The sequence below is a fragment of the Myxococcus xanthus genome (assembly GCF_006402735.1).
Taxonomy (GTDB): Bacteria; Myxococcota; Myxococcia; order Myxococcales; family Myxococcaceae; genus Myxococcus; species Myxococcus xanthus_A.
The window spans coordinates 4,448,668-4,468,104 of the sequence record NZ_CP017174.1 but is presented as its reverse complement, the minus strand read 5'-3'; the positions used below and the strand labels follow the sequence as shown (position 1 = coordinate 4,468,104).

The 19,437-nt window shown below is 69.5% G+C and carries 19 protein-coding genes; 9 read left to right on the top strand and 10 right to left on the bottom strand.

The features are described from left to right. The first annotated feature begins 31 nt into the window (after positions 1–31). The 3 genes from BHS09_RS18635 (at position 32) to BHS09_RS18625 (ending at position 2,601) form a co-directional block, all read left to right on the top strand. Positions 32–1,183 carry a hypothetical protein gene (locus BHS09_RS18635; RefSeq protein ID WP_140798489.1) on the top strand — a complete coding sequence of 384 codons (1,152 nt, stop codon included), beginning with the start codon at positions 32–34 and terminating at the stop codon, positions 1,181–1,183. Between the two features lie 29 nt (positions 1,184–1,212). Next, the gene (locus BHS09_RS18630; protein ID WP_140798488.1) at positions 1,213–1,530 is read left to right on the top strand and encodes an FmdB family zinc ribbon protein; all 318 of its coding nucleotides are present in this window, start codon (positions 1,213–1,215) and stop codon (positions 1,528–1,530) included. Positions 1,531–1,854: 324 nt separating this feature from the next. Further along, positions 1,855–2,601: a hypothetical protein gene (locus BHS09_RS18625; RefSeq protein ID WP_140791808.1), complete on the top strand. Its 747-nt coding sequence runs from the start codon at positions 1,855–1,857 to the stop codon at positions 2,599–2,601. A 21-nt stretch (positions 2,602–2,622) separates the two neighbouring features. On the opposite strand, the gene BHS09_RS18620 is transcribed toward BHS09_RS18625, so the two are convergent. Together BHS09_RS18620 and BHS09_RS18615 are read right to left on the bottom strand one after the other, a co-directional pair. After that, positions 2,623–3,354 (bottom strand): PHP-associated domain-containing protein, encoded by a 732-nt coding sequence (locus tag BHS09_RS18620; RefSeq protein WP_140791806.1) that lies wholly within the window; start codon positions 3,352–3,354, stop codon positions 2,623–2,625. Positions 3,355–3,416: 62 nt separating this feature from the next. Then, positions 3,417–3,692 carry a hypothetical protein gene (locus BHS09_RS18615; RefSeq protein ID WP_090492493.1) on the bottom strand — a complete coding sequence of 92 codons (276 nt, stop codon included), beginning with the start codon at positions 3,690–3,692 and terminating at the stop codon, positions 3,417–3,419. Between the two features lie 229 nt (positions 3,693–3,921). Between BHS09_RS18615 and BHS09_RS18610 the strand changes: the two genes are divergently transcribed. Further along, positions 3,922–4,131: a hypothetical protein gene (locus BHS09_RS18610; RefSeq protein WP_011553713.1), complete on the top strand. Its 210-nt coding sequence runs from the start codon at positions 3,922–3,924 to the stop codon at positions 4,129–4,131. A gap of 59 nt (positions 4,132–4,190) precedes the next feature. Here the strand turns inward: BHS09_RS18610 and BHS09_RS18605 are convergent, their stop codons facing one another. Together BHS09_RS18605 and BHS09_RS18600 are read right to left on the bottom strand one after the other, a co-directional pair. After that, positions 4,191–6,344: an alpha-amylase family glycosyl hydrolase gene (locus tag BHS09_RS18605; protein WP_174258823.1), complete on the bottom strand. Its 2,154-nt coding sequence runs from the start codon at positions 6,342–6,344 to the stop codon at positions 4,191–4,193. A gap of 76 nt (positions 6,345–6,420) precedes the next feature. Further along, positions 6,421–8,325, bottom strand: a complete 1,905-nt coding sequence (locus BHS09_RS18600; protein WP_140798486.1) for a serine/threonine-protein kinase — start codon at positions 8,323–8,325, stop codon at positions 6,421–6,423. A gap of 86 nt (positions 8,326–8,411) precedes the next feature. Between BHS09_RS18600 and BHS09_RS18595 the strand changes: the two genes are divergently transcribed. After that, the gene (locus BHS09_RS18595) at positions 8,412–9,797 is read left to right on the top strand and encodes a sigma 54-interacting transcriptional regulator (protein ID WP_140791777.1); all 1,386 of its coding nucleotides are present in this window, start codon (positions 8,412–8,414) and stop codon (positions 9,795–9,797) included. A 135-nt stretch (positions 9,798–9,932) separates the two neighbouring features. Beyond that, positions 9,933–10,862, top strand: coding sequence for a DUF4382 domain-containing protein (locus BHS09_RS18590; protein ID WP_237078388.1), 930 nt, complete (start codon positions 9,933–9,935; stop codon positions 10,860–10,862). A 134-nt stretch (positions 10,863–10,996) separates the two neighbouring features. Here BHS09_RS18590 and BHS09_RS18585 read toward each other — a convergent pair whose 3' ends face one another. Together BHS09_RS18585 and BHS09_RS18580 are read right to left on the bottom strand one after the other, a co-directional pair. Next, entirely contained in the window at positions 10,997–11,956 is a 960-nt protein-coding gene (locus tag BHS09_RS18585) for a hypothetical protein (protein ID WP_140798484.1), read from the bottom strand. A gap of 11 nt (positions 11,957–11,967) precedes the next feature. Further along, positions 11,968–12,666 (bottom strand): hypothetical protein, encoded by a 699-nt coding sequence (locus BHS09_RS18580; protein ID WP_140798483.1) that lies wholly within the window; start codon positions 12,664–12,666, stop codon positions 11,968–11,970. A gap of 194 nt (positions 12,667–12,860) precedes the next feature. On the opposite strand from BHS09_RS18580, the gene BHS09_RS18575 reads away from it, so the two are divergent. Continuing rightward, positions 12,861–13,217, top strand: coding sequence for a hypothetical protein (locus tag BHS09_RS18575; protein ID WP_011553706.1), 357 nt, complete (start codon positions 12,861–12,863; stop codon positions 13,215–13,217). 61 nt (positions 13,218–13,278) lie between these two features. Further along, positions 13,279–13,914 (top strand): pentapeptide repeat-containing protein, encoded by a 636-nt coding sequence (locus tag BHS09_RS18570; protein WP_140798482.1) that lies wholly within the window; start codon positions 13,279–13,281, stop codon positions 13,912–13,914. Here BHS09_RS18570 and BHS09_RS18565 read toward each other — a convergent pair. From BHS09_RS18565 to BHS09_RS18550, 4 genes are all read right to left on the bottom strand, one after another. Next, positions 13,911–15,452: a sensor histidine kinase gene (locus BHS09_RS18565; protein WP_140798481.1), complete on the bottom strand. Its 1,542-nt coding sequence runs from the start codon at positions 15,450–15,452 to the stop codon at positions 13,911–13,913. The two genes, BHS09_RS18570 and BHS09_RS18565, sit on opposite strands and share 4 nt — an antisense overlap. Continuing rightward, positions 15,449–15,790 carry a winged helix-turn-helix domain-containing protein gene (locus BHS09_RS18560; protein WP_237080425.1) on the bottom strand — a complete coding sequence of 114 codons (342 nt, stop codon included), beginning with the start codon at positions 15,788–15,790 and terminating at the stop codon, positions 15,449–15,451. The genes BHS09_RS18565 and BHS09_RS18560 overlap by 4 nt, the downstream gene beginning before the upstream one ends. A gap of 4 nt (positions 15,791–15,794) precedes the next feature. After that, positions 15,795–16,514 (bottom strand): dioxygenase family protein, encoded by a 720-nt coding sequence (locus BHS09_RS18555; RefSeq protein ID WP_237080424.1) that lies wholly within the window; start codon positions 16,512–16,514, stop codon positions 15,795–15,797. A gap of 90 nt (positions 16,515–16,604) precedes the next feature. Beyond that, positions 16,605–17,204: a sigma-70 family RNA polymerase sigma factor gene (locus BHS09_RS18550; protein ID WP_140791767.1), complete on the bottom strand. Its 600-nt coding sequence runs from the start codon at positions 17,202–17,204 to the stop codon at positions 16,605–16,607. Positions 17,205–17,424: 220 nt separating this feature from the next. Between BHS09_RS18550 and BHS09_RS18545 the strand changes: the two genes are divergently transcribed. Then, positions 17,425–19,422, top strand: coding sequence for an alpha-1,4-glucan--maltose-1-phosphate maltosyltransferase (locus BHS09_RS18545; RefSeq protein WP_140798480.1), 1,998 nt, complete (start codon positions 17,425–17,427; stop codon positions 19,420–19,422). The last annotated feature ends 15 nt before the right edge of the window (positions 19,423–19,437 follow it).

The following is a 19,437-nucleotide window of genomic DNA, read 5'->3' as shown; positions in this document are numbered from 1 at the left end:
AAGACGGCAGCCCGACGACGTCCCCACCCCCGTGGCGGTTGCCGTCTCGGACTTCTGCAGGCGCGCGAAGGCACCCGCCCCGGCCCCCGAGGTCCGCGAAGCGCTGGCCCTCCTGGCCGAGGCTGATGATTTCCGCGTCCGCGCGTTGACGGACGGTGAACCCGAGGCCTCCCCTCTGGGGCCCTTCGCCGTCATCGACATCCTCAGCGGCACCCAGGCCTCCGTGGCCGCGCAGCGTCAGGCATGCGGCTTCTACGAGGTCGCCCGCGAGCTGGCTCACGTGCGCGATCAGAAGGCGCCGCCCGCTCCGGCTCCCGCCGAGCCCACCCTCACCTTCGCCCCGCCGCCCGCCGCGGATGCGTCCGCCGGGAAGAAGGGCAGCAAGGCCGCGAAGGAGGACCTGGAGGCCACCGTCAAGGAGCGCATCGCCCCGCGCAAGCGCGCCCCCACGGAGGACTCGCTGGGTTCGCCCGCCGACTTCGCCGAGGAGCCCGCCCTCTCGCGCAGGGACCTGCCGCGCCCCCGGGGCCGCTTCACCCGCGTGGAGGCGCCGCGCGCGTCCTTCTTGGAGCTGACGCGCCTGACCGGAAAGCCCATCGTGGAGGCCGCCCTGGAGGCCGCCGACCACCGCTTCGCGCTGCTGCGTGCCCTGTCCCAGCGCTTCAATGGCGCGCGGGGCGAGCTGACGCAGATGGATCTGGAGAACGTGCTCCGGGACCACGCGCTGATGGACGCGATGGTGGAGAAGGAGCGCCGCCAGGTGCTGGACGGCTTCACCACCCAGCGGGGCGCCGCCGGCCGCGTGGCCTGGGCCCTGGGCCTGAGCCCGTCGGAGCTGCAGCGGCTGGTGTCCGTGCTGTCGCTGACGGAGGACGTGGAGGCCCTGCGCGAGCGCTTCCGCCGCGAGGCCCTGGCCGCGCCCCACCTGACGCACCGGCTGGACCTGCTCGGGCGCGAGAAGTACCTGGCCGACCTGGGCATCCAGAAGAAGTTCGCCGACATGCTCCGCAAGGAACTGGAGCGGCTGGTCGGTGACGTCCTGCACGATGCCAGAGACCTGCACGAACTGGCGGATGCCGTCGGCCGCAAGCACGGCGCCCCGTCCGAGCTCGTCTTCCGCGCCTTCGATCGCCTGGGACTGGCGGACGGACTGCGCAAGCAGCTGCTGGCCAGCTCCCGCTGAATCAACACCCTGACGAGGCACTGAGAACCATGCCCATCTACGAGTACTCCTGCCAGAGCTGTGGAAAGATGATCGACGTGCTGCAGAAGATCTCCGACCCCGCCCCCGCCACGTGCGGCGGGTGCGGCGCCGAGGGGTCGATGACCAAGGTCGTCAGCCGCTCGAGCTTCGTCCTCAAGGGCGGGGGTTGGTACTCCGACCTGTACAGCTCCACCAAGAAGGACGGCGGCAGCTCCGCGTCGAGCAGCGGCTCCTCCTCCTCGTCGAGCGCGTCCTCGTCGGCCAGCAGCGCGCCCAGCACGCCCGCTCCGGCCCCCGCGCCGGCGGCCTCGGGCGACAAGAAGTAGTCCCCGGCCCGCGCCCACCCGGGCCGGGCCCGCCGAAAATTCGCTCAGGGCATGGGAGCGGCGCACACTCACTCCCCGTGCCCTTCCCCCCCTCCAAGCGTCCTCCCCGTCACTGCGCTCTGTGTGGCCATCCAGAGCTGACGGACACCCGCGGGCTCGGCCGTTTCCTGCTCGTCGCGGATCCGCATGGCCGCGGCCCCATCTGCCCGCCCCAGCGCGGATGCCGCGGTGGCAAGCGCGAGGCGGTGGAGCCATCCCCGCTGACGCAGCCAGCCCGGTGAGCTAATCAGGACACCTGCCGCGCCCTGTCCCCGCGGAGGTGCCATGCCGCTCGCCCCATTCCGAATCCTGTCCCTGTCCCTGCTGACCGTGCTTGGCGCGGGCTGTGCGTCCCAGACGCGCATGCCGCCCGAGGCGCGGACCTCCCTCAACCAGACGCTCTCCGGCCCGGAGGCGGAGCAGTACCTCCGCGTCTCCAGCAACGTCACGCCGCTCTTCGGTGACGCCTCCAAGCGACTACTGACGCCCTACGCCCCCGAGGACGTCCGGCTCCTCGACGACACGAAGGGCACCCCCATCAACCCGGGCGCCGTGGAGCGCGTGCTCCCCGCCGGGACGAAGCTGCGCATCACCCGCGTGGAGTTCCCCACCTCCTGGGTCATCACCGAGCGCGTCCTCTACAGCCCGCGCGCCTGGCCCTGGGTGTACCTCACGGAAGCCGGCGCACCCGCCAACGCGCCGCCGCTCATCCTGGTGATGCCGCCCAACCTGGACCGTCCGGAGGACTTCCGCACGGAGCTGGAGAAGTACCTGTCCGCGCGGGACTTGAAGCCCACCCTGGACGCGCTGCCGCCCGCGGTGCAGGAGGCCGTGCGTGAGAAGCGACTGGTGGCCAACATGTCCATGGACGCGGCACGCATGGCCTGGGGCCCGCCAGAGACGGTGCGGCGCTCCCTGGAGGGCACGGCCAGGCACGAGGAGTGGACCTACCCCGGGGGCCGCCGCCGCGTCTTCTTCACGGACGGACGCCTCGCGCGCGCCGAGGAAGGCGGCGACCAGGTCGTCCCCTGAGTGGACTTCGGTGAGCGCCGGCTAACGACGGCGGCGCTTGCCACCACCGCCACCACGGCCGCCACCACCGGACTTGCGCGCCGCCTGGGCCTCTCCCGGGCGCGTAAGCCGGGGAAGATCGCCGGCCATCACCGGCCAGAAATCCCCCTTCTGCAGCTCGGCCACCAGTTCGGCCTGCGTCTGCACCGGCCGCTTGAAGAGCGTGGCACCCCGGCCGACCTCGTCGAGCGAGCCCCGGGCGTCACTGCCTCCCACACAGGGAAGCTTCAGCGCCGCGGCGGCCTCCACGGCCAGGTCATTGGACGTCTGCTTCACCCGGGCGTTGTAGCCCTCCACGGCGCTCAGCACGCCGAGGGAGCGGATGAAGTCCATGGCCGGATTCTGCGAGTCCCGGTCATAGGGGCGCGCGGCGACGATGGCGGCGCCCAGGGCCTTCACCTTGGGAAGGCACTCGGCGGCGCTCCACGGCTTCTCGCGGTTGCTGCCCCACATCTGCACCGGCTCCGGGGCCAGCTCCGGCTTCGGGAAGAAGCACAGGTACTGTCCACGGTCCGTCACCAGCTCCAGCCCGACGAAGACCTTGAGCTTCGACTTCGCGCCGATCTCGAAGAGCTCGTCGCAGCCGTCCTGGGTGTTCGTCTCGGTGAAGGCCACCCCGTCCAGGCCGAACAAGGCGGCCCGCTCCAGCACGGCGCGAGGGTCCAGCTCGCAACCCTTGGACAGGTGGGAATGGGCGTGCAGGTCGATGAGCATGGGCGCTGCTCCCTAACAGGCTCCCCCGAGCCCTGTCGAGCCTGCAACGCCCTGCCCGCGACTCAGGCGAACGCGTAGGACTGGAAGGTGCCCTGGGTGGCCTGGGTGTTCTTCTCCTCGTAGGTGCGGATGAGGTACCCCATCAGCATCAGCGAGGACGTGTTCTCCAGCACCCGGGACGGGTCCTTGGAGATGAGATTCGCACTGTAATTGAGGAAGAACTGGGCCAGCTCTTCACCCGCCTCCTTGACGATGAGCGCATTCAGCGCGGAGGGCTCCATCGTCCGGATGGTGTTGATGAAGTCTACGGCCAGGTCCTTCTTGGTCTTCATGTCCACGGGCCTTCCCCCTTCCCCACTCCGCCGCCACTCGCGGCCCCCTGCCACGAGCGCCCCAGGCAATCAGGTGCGACTCGATCAACATAGGCACGGGCGGGAGACTGCAAACCCCCAGGCATGGACGATCAACATCCCCACAACAGGGAAGCCGGGTTTTTGACACCCCGGAACGGCGCGTGCGATAACTTCCTATTGTCCTGAATCAGCACCGCACAAGGAGTGGCAGGCGATGTTCACGGGCGTGAAGGTCTTCTCCGCCACCAAGGCGAAGGAGCGCGAGGAGCTGGGTGAGAACGTCACCCGGTGGCTGAAGAGCAACTCTGACCTGGAGATTGTGGACCGGGTCGTTTGTCAGTCTTCCGACAACGAATTCCACTGCTACACCCTCGTGCTTTTCTACAAGCACGGCAAGAGCGAGCAGGCGGCCCCGCAGTCCTGAGCGGAATGCGCCGGCGGAAGGGGGACGGCCCACCCCTCCACCGGAACATCCCTGCTCTGTTACTCCTGGTGGGGCACGTAGACAGCGACGCCGCGCGGCGGGACGACGAGCACCGTCTCCGTGCCGGCGAGCTGCAGCGTCTGCCCCGTGAAGATGTCCACGTAGGTGCCGCTGCTCGCGGCCAGGCTCCCCATCAGATCCAGCACCAGTGAGCGCTCCATGGCGCCACGATTGATGGCCACCAAAGCGCCCCGTCCGTCCGGCAGATCGCGCTGGAACACGTAGAGGTCGTTCTCCACGCGCAGGGTCCGCCGCGCGCCCGTCTGCAGCGCCTCGTGCGCCAGGCGCGCCTGCCCCAGCGTCCGCACGAAGTCGAGCAGCTCCCGCTCCAGCGGCGCCAGCGCGCTGCCGAAGCGCATGAAGCGGCGGTTGTCTGGATCACCCGCGCCCGGCAGGCCGACCTCGTCGCCGTAGTACACCAGCGGCACGCCCGGCTGCGTCAGCACGAAGGCGAAGCCGTACTTCATCTTCTCGAAGGCGGCCGGGTCCGTCACCACCGAGGACGGGCGGTTGGGACCGAAGGGATCACTCCCATCCCCGCGCAGCTGCCCCGCGGCCTGGGAGATGAAGCGCGCCACGTCGTGGTTGCCCAGGAACGGCGAGTTGAGCGTCCCCGGCGCATAGGCCTCCTCGTTGGCGCGCACGGCGTCGTCCACACGCTGCAAGCCCTGGCCGTCCGCGAAGGCCTCGCGCACGGGCCAGTACAGGGGGAAGTCGAACTGACCGTCCAGTTCGCGCGGGCTGATGTAGCGGGCAATCTGTGAGCGCCCATCCACGTGAACGTACGTCTCGCCCACGAGGTAGAACTCGGTGCCCGTCATCGTGGTGATCTCCTTCAGCTTCCCGCGGATGGTGCGCCCGGCCACCTGCTCCATGTGCTTCACCGCGTCCAGGCGGAAGCCGTCGAAGTCCGCCTGCTCCAGCCACCAGAGCGTGTCCGCGGCGAACTGGTCCACGAAGTCCGACGAGCGCCAGTTGAAATCCGGCAGATAGTCCGTGAACTTGCAGATGAGGCGCTGGGCTTCCCAGTCGCAGTCCTGCGTGCCACACACGCAACTGGCGGCGGTGTTGAACCAGCCCTCCTGCCCGTGGCTCGTCCAGTAGGGGTGCTCCTGGTGGACGTGGTTGAGCACCAGGTCGGCGATGACGCGGATGCCCCGCTTGTGCGCGGCCGCCGTGAGCGCGCGCAGCTCCTCCAGCGAGCCGAAGCGGTGCTGCGTCTCGCGAGGCTTCGACGGCCAGTAGCCGTGGTAGCCCGTGTAGTACTTGCCGCCCGTGCCGATGAAGCGGCCTTCCGGGTTCTGATCCACCGGCGAAATCCAGAGCGTGCGCACGCCCAGCGCGTCGAAGTACCCCTCCTCCAGCTTCTGGGTGATGCCCGCGAAGTCCCCGCCAAGATAGTTGGCGATGGGGTCCACGTCCGCCACCGGAGCGTCGTTCTCCAGCCGGCCATTGTGGAAGCGGTCCGTGAAGGCGAAGTACATCAGCCCCGAAGCCCAGTGGAAGCGCTCCGGCTCCACCCAGAACGGCAGGTAGAGCGACTTCGCCTCTCGGCCCTGGCTGTCCTTGGCCACCACCTTCACGTGGTGCTTGCCCTGCTCCAGGCCCTGCACGTTCAGGCTGAAGCGGCCGGTGGCGGCGTCATAGGCATCCGGCCGGGGCGTGCCGTCCAGCGACATCACCATGCCCTCACCCGCCGGGCCGGCCTTGTCGGTCCCGTCGAGGTAGGAGACAGCCACGTCCAGCGAGCCCTCGGGCGTCACCGTGAAGCGGTTCAGCTCCAGCACGGGCTGGCGGCAGTCCGGGACGGTGAGGCGCGAATACTCCTCCGCGCGAACCCAGCGCGAGTACGGGTTCTCCGGGTCCATCTCCTGCTTGTTGCCCACCACGAAGCGGTAGCCGTAGTCGCGCGGCTCCAGCCCTTCCAGGCGGAGCGTGAACACGCCGTCACCCCGGTCGCTCATGGGCTGAGGCAGGGCGGCGAAGTTGTTCCACTCCCCCATGACCTGAACCGTGCCCGCCACGGACTGCTGCGGTGCGTAGGTCAACGTCACGTCGCAGGTCCGGACAGGGATGGAGTCGGACTCACCACATGCGGCCGCCGTCAGCAGCGCAGGGAGCATCAGGCGTCGAGGAAGGCGGAAACGCGTCATGCAGGCCCCCTTGTACGGGAGGCTCACTCGCTTTTCCAAGCCCCCGGCGGGGAACCAGATGACTCAATGCGTCGAATTATGGACGCCCGACCTGGTGGGCTTCGTACTCCTGCAGGATGCGCAGGACGGTGCTCGCGAGCGGATGGTCCGACGGGGCCAGCTCCAGGAAGCGGTGGTAGTTGCGAGCCCCCTCCTCGATTCGCCCCAGCTTCACCTCCACGGCCCCCAGCAGCAGGTAGCACTCGGCGTTGCCGGGCTCGAGCCGGGCGCACTCACGGGCGGAGTTCCGCGCGGCGGTGTACTTCCCCTCACGCTGGAGGGCTCGCCCAGCGGTGAGCACCCTGTACGCGGGCCCCGCCGTCACCGGCGACACCGCCAGGGCGTTGCCCGCCTCGCCCAGCAGCGCCGCCGGGGCCTGCCGCGTCTGTCCTCGAGCGCCCGTGCCAGCCGCGGGAATGACCTTGCCGCTCCGCGTCCCGGAGACCGGACGCGCCACTCCGGAACGCCCGGCCGCGGCCTCGGGTGCGTCATCCGGCGTGTCGGCGTTTCCCGACACCTCGTCGTCATCCGCGTTCTCGACCATGGCCTCGGCGGCCCGCGAAGGCGCCTCCTCCGCGGCCGGGGGCTTCGAGGGCGCGGCCACGGGTGCTGCGGGAGGCAACGCGGGTGGCATGATCCGCTGCGCCACGGGCGGCCCGGGCGCGCGCGCCTCTTCCCTGGCGGCGGCCAGTAAATCGGAGCCCACCCGCGTCACCGCCACCACGGCGAGCACCGCGGCCATCACCAGGCCGACACCGGCCACCCACTGGGAGCCGCGGCTGCCTTCGGCGAACAGGCCCACCCGCGTCGCACGCGGCGCGGGAGCCACCTTCTCCGCGTCGTCCACCTCGACGGGCCCGCTCTCCTCGGTGCGGTAGTCCGGCTCCAGGTCCAGCGCTGGCACACCGTGCTGCGTGGGCGCTGGCAGCGGGGGCGCCTCGCGCCAGATGGACATCTCCTCCGCGAAGGAGGCCGGCACCCGGGCAGTCATCCCGAGCGCCTCCAGGTCCGGGCGGTACAGCTCCCGCAGCAGGTACCCCACGGACATGGGCGAAAAGCGCGGGGTGGACGAGTAGAGGAACCCGGCCAGGGCATCCCCGAGCGCATGGGCGGACTCGAAACGGGATTCCTTCCGGAGCGCGAGCGCCCGCTGGAGGATGGAGTCCAGCGCCACCGGGATGTCGGACCGTACCTGTCGCGGTGAGGGCAGCGGCTGGCCGCTGTTCAAGCGCTGCAACACCGTGTGGACCTGTCCCTCAAGCGGCAGCCGGCCGCAGAGCATCTGGAACAGCACCACGCCGGTGGCCCAGACGTCCGTGCGGGCATCCACCGCTTCCCCCCGCGCCTGCTCCGGCGAGAAGAACAGGTACTTCCCCCTCACCACGCCGGGCTCGGTGTTGAAGCTGCGCAGGGAGCGCGCCTTCGCGATGCCGAAATCGACGATCTTGACCTGTCCCTCGTAGCCGATGAGGACGTTGTCGGGAGAGATGTCGCGATGGACGATGCCCAGCGGCTCGCCCTTTTCGTCATTGCGAGTGTGGGCGTAGTGCAGGCCGCGGCACATCTCCATGGCGATGAAGACAGCGAGGGGCACCGGCAGGGAGTGGTAGCCGGAGCGCAGCGCCCGCTTCAGGATGCGGTTCAGCGGCTGGCCTTCCACCAGCTCCATGGCCAGGAAGTACTGCCCGTCCACCTTCCCGAAGTCGAAGACCTGGGCGATGGCCCCGTGCGACAGCGTGGCGGAGATGCGCGCCTCGCTGATGAACATGGACACGAAGGCTTCGTCGTTGGCGTACTCCGGGAGCACCTTCTTGATGAGCACGGACTTGGTGACGCCCGCCGCGCCCCGGAGCCGGGCACGCCACGTCTCCGCCATGCCGCCCTGGCCTACCCGCTCTTGAAGTTCATACCGGCCGAATCGTTCTCGCGGCGCACTTGCCATCGCGGGTGCCCCCTTTTCAAACTTTACCGCATAACCCGGGAATGCGGAGGCCAACCCCGCAAAGCGGCTGTGATATCGTCCGCGCCGTGGCGAGTCTGGGAGATGAGGATGGGGACGACGAGCTGGTCCGCACCGATGCGTTGCCGGCCATTCGCGTCCAACGGGTACGTACCCGGCTGGTGGTGTTGTCGGGTCCGGACGCTGGCCGCGACTGGCCGCTGATGCCGGGACGCTATCGCGTGGGTTCGGGCCGGGATGCGGACATCCTCCTGTCGGACCGGGCGGTGTCGCGCCAGCACCTCATCCTCGAGGTGAACGAGAGCGGCGTGCGCGCGGTGGACCCGGGCTCGCGCAATGGGTCCTATTGCGAAGGCATGCGCTTCCAGGAGCTGGAGGTGCGCACGGGCGCGGTCCTCAAGCTGGGCACCACCGAGCTGAAGCTGATGCCGGAGAGCGAACGTCCCCGGGCGCGTCCCCTGTCCGCGCGCAGCGCCTTCGGCTCGCTGGTGGGCAACAGCCGCCGCATGCGGGAGCTCTTCACGCTGCTGGAGCGGCTGTCCGCGGGTGAGTCGGACGTGCTCATCCAGGGCGAGACGGGCACGGGCAAGGAGCTGTGCGCGGAGGCCATCCACACGCACAGCCCTCGGGCCCGGGGGCCATTCGTCATCGCGGACCTGGCGGGCATCGCCCCCTCACTGCTGGAGAGCGAGCTCTTCGGACACGTGAAAGGCGCCTTCACGGGTGCGCACTCCGACCGCGCGGGCGCCTTCGAGCGCGCCCACGGCGGCACGCTCTTCCTGGACGAAGTCGGCGAACTGCCGCTGGAAGTCCAACCCCGCCTGCTGCGCGCGCTGGAGCGCCGGCAGGTGAAGCGCGTGGGCTCCAACGACTACCGCACCTTTGACGTGCGCGTCGTCGCGGCCACGCACCAGGACCTGGAGGGCTCGGTGCAGGCCGGGCGCTTCCGTGGAGACCTCTTCCACCGGCTCGCGGTGCTCCGCGTCGGCCTTCCGCCGCTGCGGGAGCGACTGGAAGACGTGCCGCTGCTCGTCGACACGGTGCTGCAGCGGATGGGGCGTCCTCCCAGCGCGCTGTCGGACCAGACGCGCGCCCTGCTCGCGCAGTACCCGTGGCCGGGCAACGTGCGCGAGCTGCGCAACGTGGTGGACCGGGTGGTGAACCTGGGCGACGAGGCCCTGCCGGACATCCCGGACCTGCCTTCCCACGCCGAGGACCCCACCACCCTGCCGCCGCCTTCGGACGACCCGGAGAGCACGCGCCCCATCTCCCTGGACCTCCCCTTCAAGGAAGCCAAGGACCGCATCATCGAAGGCTTCGAGCGCGACTACCTGCGCGCCCTCATCGACCGCTGCGAGGGCAACGTGTCCCGCGCGGCCCGCGAGGCGGGCATCGACCGCGTGTACCTGCGCAAGCTGCTGCGCAAGCACGGCCTGGACACGTCACCGGCGTGAGTGGGTGTGGGCCTCCGGGCCCCCTGCTTTCGCGGCGACGTGAGCAGGTTCGCGTGGCCGGTTGTTTCCGGGCCGGGTCATTACGTGTCGAACGGCCCGGTATTCCAGCGGGCCCTATTCCGGGACGTGCCGACCATGACTCTTCGCTCGCGCCTGCGCTCGACCCTGTTGGCCCTGCTGCCCATCGCCCTGCTCCCGCTGATGGCGTGTGGCGGCAATGAGGGAAAGGTCACCCTGCTGCTGACCGACGCGCCGGGAGACGACATCCGAACCGCGGTCGTCACCATCTCCGAAATCTATCTGCAAGGCGGCGACGGCAAAGGTGGTCGCGTGGTGCTGCGCGATACCCCCGTCACCGTGAGCCTGCTGGAGCTCGCCAACTCCACGTCCGAACTGGTGTCTGACGCGGTGGTCCCCAATGGCGACTACTCCGAGCTTCGCTTCGTCATCACCGGTGGCTACATCGAGGTGGCGAATGAGGACGGCGCGTCGACCGTGTTCGCGTCGTCAGCCGACTACTCCGGCCTGCCCGCGGGCACGCAGGTGGGCGGCCAGCTCCACATGCCCAGCTACGGCACGTCCGGGCTGAAGGTGAAGTTCTCCGAGAAGCTGACCATCGAAGGCGAGCAGAAGGTGCTGCTCGTGGACTTCGACGTCGGCCAGAGCTTTGGCAAGGAAGCGGGCAACTCGGGCAAGTGGGTGATGCGTCCGGTCATCAAGTCCGCCGAGGTGACGGCCTCCGGCAGCATCCGCGTGACGGCGGACACAGCCGCCACGGTGACGCTGCCCGTGGTGGACGGCCACCAGGTGACGCTGGGCGACTTCAACGCGGTGATGACGAACGAGGCGGGCAGCCGTGAGCGGCTGGCGCTGACCGACGAGGACGGCGACGGCACCTACGAGGCGGTCTTCAAGTTCCTCATTCCGGGCACCTTCACGGTGCACCTCGAGCCGCCCTCCTTCGTCAGCGCCTCCACCGCGCCCGACCATCCGGTGACGGTGGAAGTGGGTTCGGGCCGCGACGTGGCGAATCACTTCACGATTACGGGTGCGACCCAGCAGTAGCGCGGGCGCGACCTGCACACGGTTACGTGGGGACTGGCGCGGGGTCGGTTCCCAGGGCGAGGCGTCGGGGCAAGTTTCCCGGCGCCTCGTTTTTTTTCCGCGTCATCCAGCGGAGAGCCCACGTCGAAGGCGGCTCAGTAGACGACGAGCGCCTGCGGTGCGTGGTAGCTGACGATGGTCAGCACCGGGATGCGCGGCGCCTCATCATCCGTCTCCGCGCCGCCCGACGTGAGGCGGACGCCGTCGAAACGCGCGAGGATGACGTAGTCGCGCCGGGTCTCCAGGAACGGGTCGGCGCTCGCCAGACGGCCGAGTGCCTCGCGGCCCGTTTCATCGGAGATGTTCTCCACGAAGCGCCGCGTGGTGTTGCGGCCGGAGCGCTCCGACGTGCTCACCGTTCCCCCCATCTGCCCCGGCCCCGTGAGCACGGACTGGCCGGCCAGGTCACCCGAGTACGCGGTGACGGAGTCGATGCGCTCGCCATAGCCCACGACCTCGTCCGTCTGGACGGAGCTGAGGGCCTGCTCCACCAGCCACACCGTGGGGCGCTCACCTTCCGAACGCTGGTCCGCGACCTGCGCGCGCAGCAGCACGTAGCGGCCCTTGTACGTGTCCGGCCGGTCCATGGCGGAGGCCAGTGAGAAGATGGGGATCTGCTTCTCCTGGAGGTAGCGCAGCTCCCCCGTCACGCTGCCACCGCGCTGGGCCACCACACGGGCAATGAGCCTGGCGCCTTCGGGACGGACGCTCAGGTCCCGCGCCCAGGCACGTCCCAGCAGCGCGTTGAGCTGGGTGAAGGGCGTGTGCTCGATGCAGGCCTTCAGGCCATCCCACGCCTCATCCCGTGAAGCCCGCTGGAGCCGCCGCGCGGCGGCTTCACACACCGCCGGGTTGGCGTACCGGGCGGCGAAGGCCTTGGGGTCCGAGGTAGGGCTGGGCGCGGGCGGCTCCGGCGGAGGCCTGGCGACGAACACCTCCTCCTTCGGGTGAGGCGCGTCCTCCGACCACGTCACGTGGGAATGCGAGGCGCCGCAGCCAGCGGTGAAGGAGCCCAGCAGGGCCCAGGTGGACAGCTTCCAGGAAGGACGGCGCATGGGCGGAACTCCTACAGGGAAGCGGAGCCAGGGCTGGTGGAACGGCTGCGCTGCTGGACGGTGGGCGCGGGGTGCGCACCGGAGCGAGGCAGCGGAAGCACGACGGCGCACGCATCCGCGCACCGATCACTCAGGCACGCCTGCGTCTGGGGCGCGGTGGCCTGCTGAGCGACCTCGGCATAGCAGCGGTCCGCGGTGCCCGGGCAGTTGGCGCGGGCGGCGCACTCGCAGCACGGCGAGGCCACCGTGGCCATGAACTGCACCTCTTGAAGGACGTTGGCCAGCGCGCGGTAGCAAGAGCGGGCGCCGGGGGCGAAGCGGCCCTTGGCGTCCACCACGAACGACGTGCCTTCCAGTCCGCACTGGTCCACGGCGGTGATGTAGCGCCGCTCACAGACCGCGGTGAGCGTCGCGTCCGGGCGGCCCTCCCGGATGTTGCCCACTGCCTCCGTGCACAGCGCGCGGGCCACGTCCTGGAGGAGCTTCTTGTTGGACGCGTCCTGCGAATCGCTGGGCGCGCCCGCGGACAGGTCCGCCTCGAACACGCATTCCCTCCCAGCGCGCAGGGTGTCCACGGTGCAGGACCACGCGGTGGGTGACTCATCCGCGACAGGGGGAGCCGCGAGCGCTTCGGGCGGAATCGCTGGCGCGCTGGAGTCCGGCGCCGAGCCCAACAGGAAAAGGGAGACGAGGATCGCCTTCATGGACATGGCAGGTTAGGACGGCGCCTCGCCGGGCACAAACCGTCCCGCCGCAACTGTTCCGCGAACCGCGGCGTGCTCCCATTCCCTACCTCCGCCGCGCCGAACCGACGTCCACCTCCGGACGAAGCGGAGGCCTCGGAGTCCTGGAGCGTCCGCCCCGGGGCACGCATGATGGCGCCGGTTTCCTTTCAAGGGGTGGAATGGTGGGACGTGCGGACGACGCGGCGTGGCGGCCATATGAAGACGGGGGCTCCATCGGATGGATGGGCACCCAGGGCGGCACCATCGCGCGGGATGAGGACTTCGGCGGCCTGGCGCGGCTCACCTACGAGTTGGATGACACCCGCTCCTTCCACGCCATCGCCTGCTCCGTCACCGGCTGGCTCCTCTACCACCGCTTCTTCGACAACGCGGCGGCGGCCACCGCCGCCTTCGAGGAGATGAAGCCCGCCTTGGAGGCGCTCCTCACGCAGCTTCCCGAAGGAGGACCGACGTCTCCCGCGAACACCCGCCTGGCGGGGCCCCTGCTGGCGGCCTTCACCGTCCGTCATGGATAGAGAGTCCGGAGCGAAATGACTTGGCCCGCGAGCGCCATCTGGCGTTAGTGACGGGCCCGCCATGGCCTCCCAGCGCATCCACGAAGAAGACAGCTTCGAGAACGAAACCTTCGCCGACCTGAACCTCCAGGAGACGGACCTGGGCGGGAAGGAGTTCTACCGCTGCACGTTCCTCAACTGCACGCTGCAGGAGAGCCGCTGGACGAGGACTCGGATGGAGTCCTGCGTCTTCACTGGTTGCGACCTCACGCGGGCCCGGTTCACGGAGACGTCGCTGCGGGACGTGCGGTTCGAAAGCTCCAAGCTGATGGGCATCGACTGGACGGACGTGGGCAGCTTCCCCGAAGTCTCCTTCGACGGCTCCAACCTGCGCTACTGCACCTTCGCGGGGCTCAGCCTGCGGAAGACGGCGTTCCTGCGCTGCACGGCGCTGGAGATGAACTTCATCGACACGGACCTGTCCGAGTCGGACTTCAGCGATTCGGACATCACCGGCAGCAACTTCCGCGGCTGCACGCTCACGAAGGCGGACTTCGGAACCGCGCAGGGCGTGTTCATCGACCCCGCGCGCAACCGGGTGAAGGCCACGCGCATCCCCGTGGAGGCCGCGGTGAACTTCGTCCAGACGCTCGGGCTCGTGGTGTCAGGCTACGGTGAGGGCCCGAAGGCGAAGACGGAGCGCAAGAAGGGCCGCTAGTGGGAGGACGCGCCCTCCAGCACGACCTCCAGGCCGCCGTATTCCGATGGCGCCAGCGACAAGGTCCAGCCATGCACCTGCGCGACATGGTGGGTGATGTGCAGCCCCAGCCCCTGGCCCTGAAGCCCCCGTGTGCGCGCGGCGTTGCCACGGAAGCGCCGCTCCATCAGCCGGGCGCGCTCCTCCTCGGAGATGCCGGGCCCGTCGTCGATGACGCGCAACCGGAAGCGTTGGTCGCGTGAATGCTCCAACACCACCGCGACGTGTCCTTCCTCGCGGCCATGGTGGATGCCGTTGAACACGATGTTGCTCACGGCCTGCTCGATGAGCGTCACGTCTCCGTGGACCCAGACAGCGGTCTCCGGCACGCCGCTCTCCAGGGAGATTCGCTGCTGGCGGGCAATGGGCTGATGCCGGCCCAAGACGCGTGACACCGCGGCGTTGAGGTCCACCTCGGCCCACTGGACCTGGGGCCGTCCGGCTTCGAGCCGCGCCGCCGCCGCCAGGTTGTGTACCAGGGACGCGATGTAGTGCGCCTCTCCCATCGCATCTCCGACCACGGAGGACTCCAGGGGCTCCCCCCGGCTCAACCGCTGCTGGAGTCCCGACAGGTGTCCCTGGAGCACCGTGAGCGGGGTCATCACGTCGTGCGTGGTGTTGGCCAGGAAGTCCCGCAGGGCCTGCTCCCGGGCCTCCTGCTGGGAGAGCTGGGACTGGATTTCGGCGCGAGCCTCCTGGAACGCGCGGGCCAGCTCGGCCACCTCGTCATGGCCTCGAACCAGGACGGGCTCCACGTAGCGGCTGTTCGCGGACGCACGGACCTCCGCGGTGAGCTGCCGCACGCGCCGGACCACGGGCCCCAGCGCCAACGCCATCACGAGCACGGCCAGCAGCGGGACGCCCAGCACCTCCGGAGGGGGAATGCCGCCAAGCGGTGGTCCCCGGGGCTCTATCCGCCGGGCGAGGATGAACGCGCAGGGCCCCTCCTCCCACGGCATGCGAATCAGGACGTCGAGCACCGACTCACCGTCCCGCGCCGTTCGACGGACGACCGTCGCACGTCCCTCCTGGGCTTCCCGCCGCACCGACTCGGAAAGGACGGGAGCGTCGGGGTTCAGGGATTCGAGCCCGGCACCGTACGCGAAATGCGCGACGCCCATGGGCCACGGTCCGTTGGGCCCGGGCCGGTCCATGCGAGGAGGCCGCGCCGGGGCGAGAGGACCGCCGCCACGCGGGCCCTCTTCGCGCCACGGAGGCTCCGCCTCGCCGGGCGCCGCGGGACGCCCGTCGGCGGTGCGCGGCGGACCCTCGGAGTTCCCTTGAAACGCTGGTGGCCTGGGCCCTCGCCGCGCACCCCATGTCGCGGGCTGCGCCTCACAGCGCTCCCGCGCTCCCGCCTGGATCCGTGCCAGCGTGGACGCCTCCAGCACCTCCGCCTGGTTGCGCTGCCGCAGCGAGTGCTGGACGTACCCCACGCTGGCGACCATCGGCACCGACACCGCGACCACTGTCAGCGCCAGACGCAGTCGAAGCTTCACGAGCCATCCCCCGGCACGAGGCGGTAGCCCACGCCCCAGACAGTCTCCACGCCGTGCTGGGCGCCCAGCTTCCGCCGGAGCCGGGACACATGCACGTCCAGCGTGCGCTCCGTTCCCTCGCGCTCCGGGTCCATCACATGCTCCACCAACCACTGCCGCGTCACGGCCTCGCGCGGCCTGCGCGCCAACGCCGCCAGCAGCGCGAACTCCACCCGCGTCAGCTCCACGACCTGATCATGGACGCGAACCTCGCCGGCCTGGAGGTCGATGCGCAGCGGCCCCAGCGCCACGACGGCGTCCGGCTTCTGCATCGTCGGCCGCCGGAGCCGGGCCCGCACCCGCTCAATGAGTTCCTCCGGCCATCTGGTTGGTCGTGTCCCGGGCGCCCCGCGCGTCATAGAGCGGCTGGGTGTTGACGACCGCATCGCTGAGCGCGTCATCGAAGAAGAGCTGCGAGGTGACGAACTCCGCCCCATCCACGCGCACGGTGAAGTGGATGTGGATGGTCCGGCTGCTGTACCACCCCGGGAAACACGTATCGAAGTTGACCCGGCCCTGCGCATCCGTCGTCTGCACCCCGCGGAACCAGCGCGCGGCCCGGGCCTCTGCGTCACCGGACGTGCAGAAGTCGCTCGCGTCCTCACCCGAGTACAGGCCGGCAGGCCCCGCGTGCCAGATATCCACGGTGGCGTTGGGGATGGGCTCGCAGTTCTCATTCACCACCAGAAGCGCCAGCCGGACAGGCAGCCCGTTCTCGCCTTCACTGATGTCCTGCCGCTCGATGGTGGTCGCGTAGCAGGGCCCCAGCGTGGCCTCGCAGGTGAGCGCGCAGACCGTGCCGATGCCCGCGGCGAACGGATCCGGATAGGTGTCCGCCATCGTCATCGCCGAGGTGCCGCCGGTGGCCCAGGCGGAGGCCCCGGTCCCCGCGTCCGGGTTCGATTCATCGATGGGGTCCGTGCCCTCGCCACACGCGATGAGGAAGCGAGCGAGCGGCAGGGTTGCCAGCGTCACTCCCGTGCCCTTGAGAATCCGACGGCGCGACATGACTTCGCTTTTCATCCACAGCCTCCGTTCCAACCGGTGACGTGCCCACGTCGGCGGGCACATCCCCCTTCCGGACGGAAAAGCTTGAGGGAATCTTAAGCGGGGCTAGGCGTGGGGGCGCAGCATCTCCAACAACGCCCCCAGCTTCTCCAACGCGAGCCGCGCACGGGTCTTCACCGTGCCCAATGGGTCTCCGGTGCGCTCGGCAATCTCCCGCTGGGAGAGGCCTTCGAAGTAGGCAAGCTCCACCACCGCCCGCTGCTCCGGAGGAAGCTGGGCCAGCGCCGCCACCACGCGAGCGCGAGCCTCCCCCTGGCTGACTGCTTCGTCCGGCGCGGCGGGCGCGGCGCTGACCGGAGGCCCCTGCTGCGCGGCCCCTTCCACCACGCGGGCCGCCGTTCCCTGCGCCCGCAGCCGGTCGATGGCGCGCGTGCGCACAATCGTCGTCACCCAGGCCTCCAGGCCGCCGCGTTCTGGATTGAACTCTCTGGCGCGCCGCCAGACCTCCAGGAAGCTCTCCTGCAACACCTCTTCCGCGTCAGCGTGGGTCGGTAGCAACCGCAACGCGATGGCGAAGCACCGTCCACCGCAGCGCGCGTAGACGTCGCGCATGGCCTGCGGGCTTCCCATGGCGACCTGCCGGAGGAGGACCAGGTCCAGCGCTGGGTCGCTTGCTCGGGGCACAGCGGAGGAAGGAGGCGCCATGTTCGTCCCGGATAGCTCAATCGGCAGGGCAGTTCCCAGCTTCAAGTATCGGCAGGCGGGCACCCGGGCGCGCTGTGCCTTCCAGGGTGGGCAGTGCCCGCCCCCATCCTTAACGTTGACGAGCCAACGCGGCCGGCACGGAAGCCGTCCAGCATCGACAACAGCCGCGATTCGCCGCGAGGCAATCACAACCCAAGACCTATAAGGGCTGCCGGCCACCATGACTGAACGACTCGGAAGCGTATTCATCGAGGGAGTCAGCCCCGAGCTGGACGCTGGACGTCACGCCGTGAAGCGCGTCGTGGGAGAGCGGTGCACCGTCAAGGCCGATGTCTTCAAGGAAGGCCATGACGTCCTCGTCGCCGTCATCCGCTGGCGCCAGGTGACGCCCCGGTCCCAGCAGACCGACTGGGAGGAAGTGCCCATGCGCTTCCTCGGCAATGACCGGTGGGAAGGCGAATTCCCCCTCGCTCGGAACGGCCGCTACGAATACTCGATTGAAGCGTGGCCAGACCTCTTCCGGACCTGGACGTCCGAGCTGAAGCGCAAGGTCGACGCGGGCCGCGACGTGCGCAGCGAGCTGCTGGAAGGCGCCGCCCTGCTGGAAGGCGCCGCCGCCCGAGCCCGCACGGCGAAGCAGATGGACGACGCTCGGGTGCTGACCGAAGCGGCTGTCCGGCTGCGACAGGCCCCCTCCCCTGACCTCCTCGCCGTGGCCCTGGCGCCCGAGCTGGCCGACGTGGCCTCGACCCACCCGGACCGTTCACTGGCCCGCCGCTACGACAAGGTGTTGGAGGTCTTCGCGGACCGGGAGAAGGCCCGCTTCAGCGCGTGGTACGAATTCTTCCCGCGTTCGGCGAAGCGCGACGGCGTCACCCACGCCACCTTCCGGGACGCGGAAGCCTGGCTGCCGTACATCCAGCAGCTCGGCTTCGACACCGTCTACCTCCCGCCCATCCACCCCATTGGCCGCACGGCGCGCAAGGGCAAGAACAACAGCCTCACCGCGGCGGCCGACGACGTGGGCAGCCCCTGGGCCATTGGTGCCTCGGAAGGCGGCCACAAGGCCGTGCACCCGAAGATGGGGACGCTGGAGGACTTCCGGCACTTCGTGGAGACGGCGCAGGCACACGGCATCGAGGTGGCGCTGGACCTGGCCTTCCAGTGCTCGCCGGACCACCCGTACGTGAAGGAACATCCGGAGTGGTTCCAGCACCGGCCGGACGGCACCATCAAGACGGCGGAGAACCCGCCCAAGCGCTACGAGGACATCGTCAACTTCGACTGGATGGGCCCCGCCCGTGAGTCACTCTGGGCAGAGCTGGAATCCGTCGTCCTCCACTGGGTGAAGCAAGGGGTGAACACGTTCCGCGTGGACAACCCACACACCAAGCCCACGCAATTCTGGGCCTGGCTCATCCGCCGCGTGCAGGAAGCCCATCCGCAGGTCCTCTTCCTGTCCGAGGCCTTCACCCGCCCCAAGGTGATGAAGGCCCTGGGCAAGGTGGGCTTCACCCAGTCGTACACCTACTTCACCTGGCGCAACTTCAAGGGCGAGCTCCAGGAGTACCTGGAGGAGATCACCCAGCCGCCGGTATCCGACTACTTCCGCGGCAACCTCTGGCCCAATACGCCGGACATCCTCCCGGAGTTCCTCCAGAACGCGGGGCCCGGTGCCTTCCGTCTGCGCGCGGCGCTGGCCGGCACGCTCTCCTCCGTGTGGGGCATGTACTGCGGCTACGAGCTGTGCGAGGGCCGCCCCATCCCGGGCAAGGAGGAGTACACCGATTCGGAGAAGTACCAGCTGGTCGCTTGGGATTTGGACCGGCCCGGCAACATCCGGGATTGGATTGCGCGCCTCAACGCCGCGCGCCGCACGCACCCCGCGCTGCATCAGTACGGGACGCTGCGCTTCTTCTCGTCGAACAACGACCGAGTCCTCTTCTACGGCAAGCGCACGCCAGACGGCGGCAGCATGGTGCTGATGGCGGTGAGCCTGGACCCGTATGCAGCCCAGGAGGCGCTGCTGCACGTGCCACTGGAGTGGCTGGGCGCGCGCCCCGACGAGACGTATCAGGTGCACGAGTTGATGTCGGACCAGCGCTCGCTATGGCAGGGTCCCGACGTGCAGGTGCGCCTGACGCCCGAGCAGCCCGCGGCCCTCTGGGCCGTTCACCGGTTCCGCCGCACTGAGAACGCGTTCGACTACTACGAGTGACAACCCGAGAGGCGT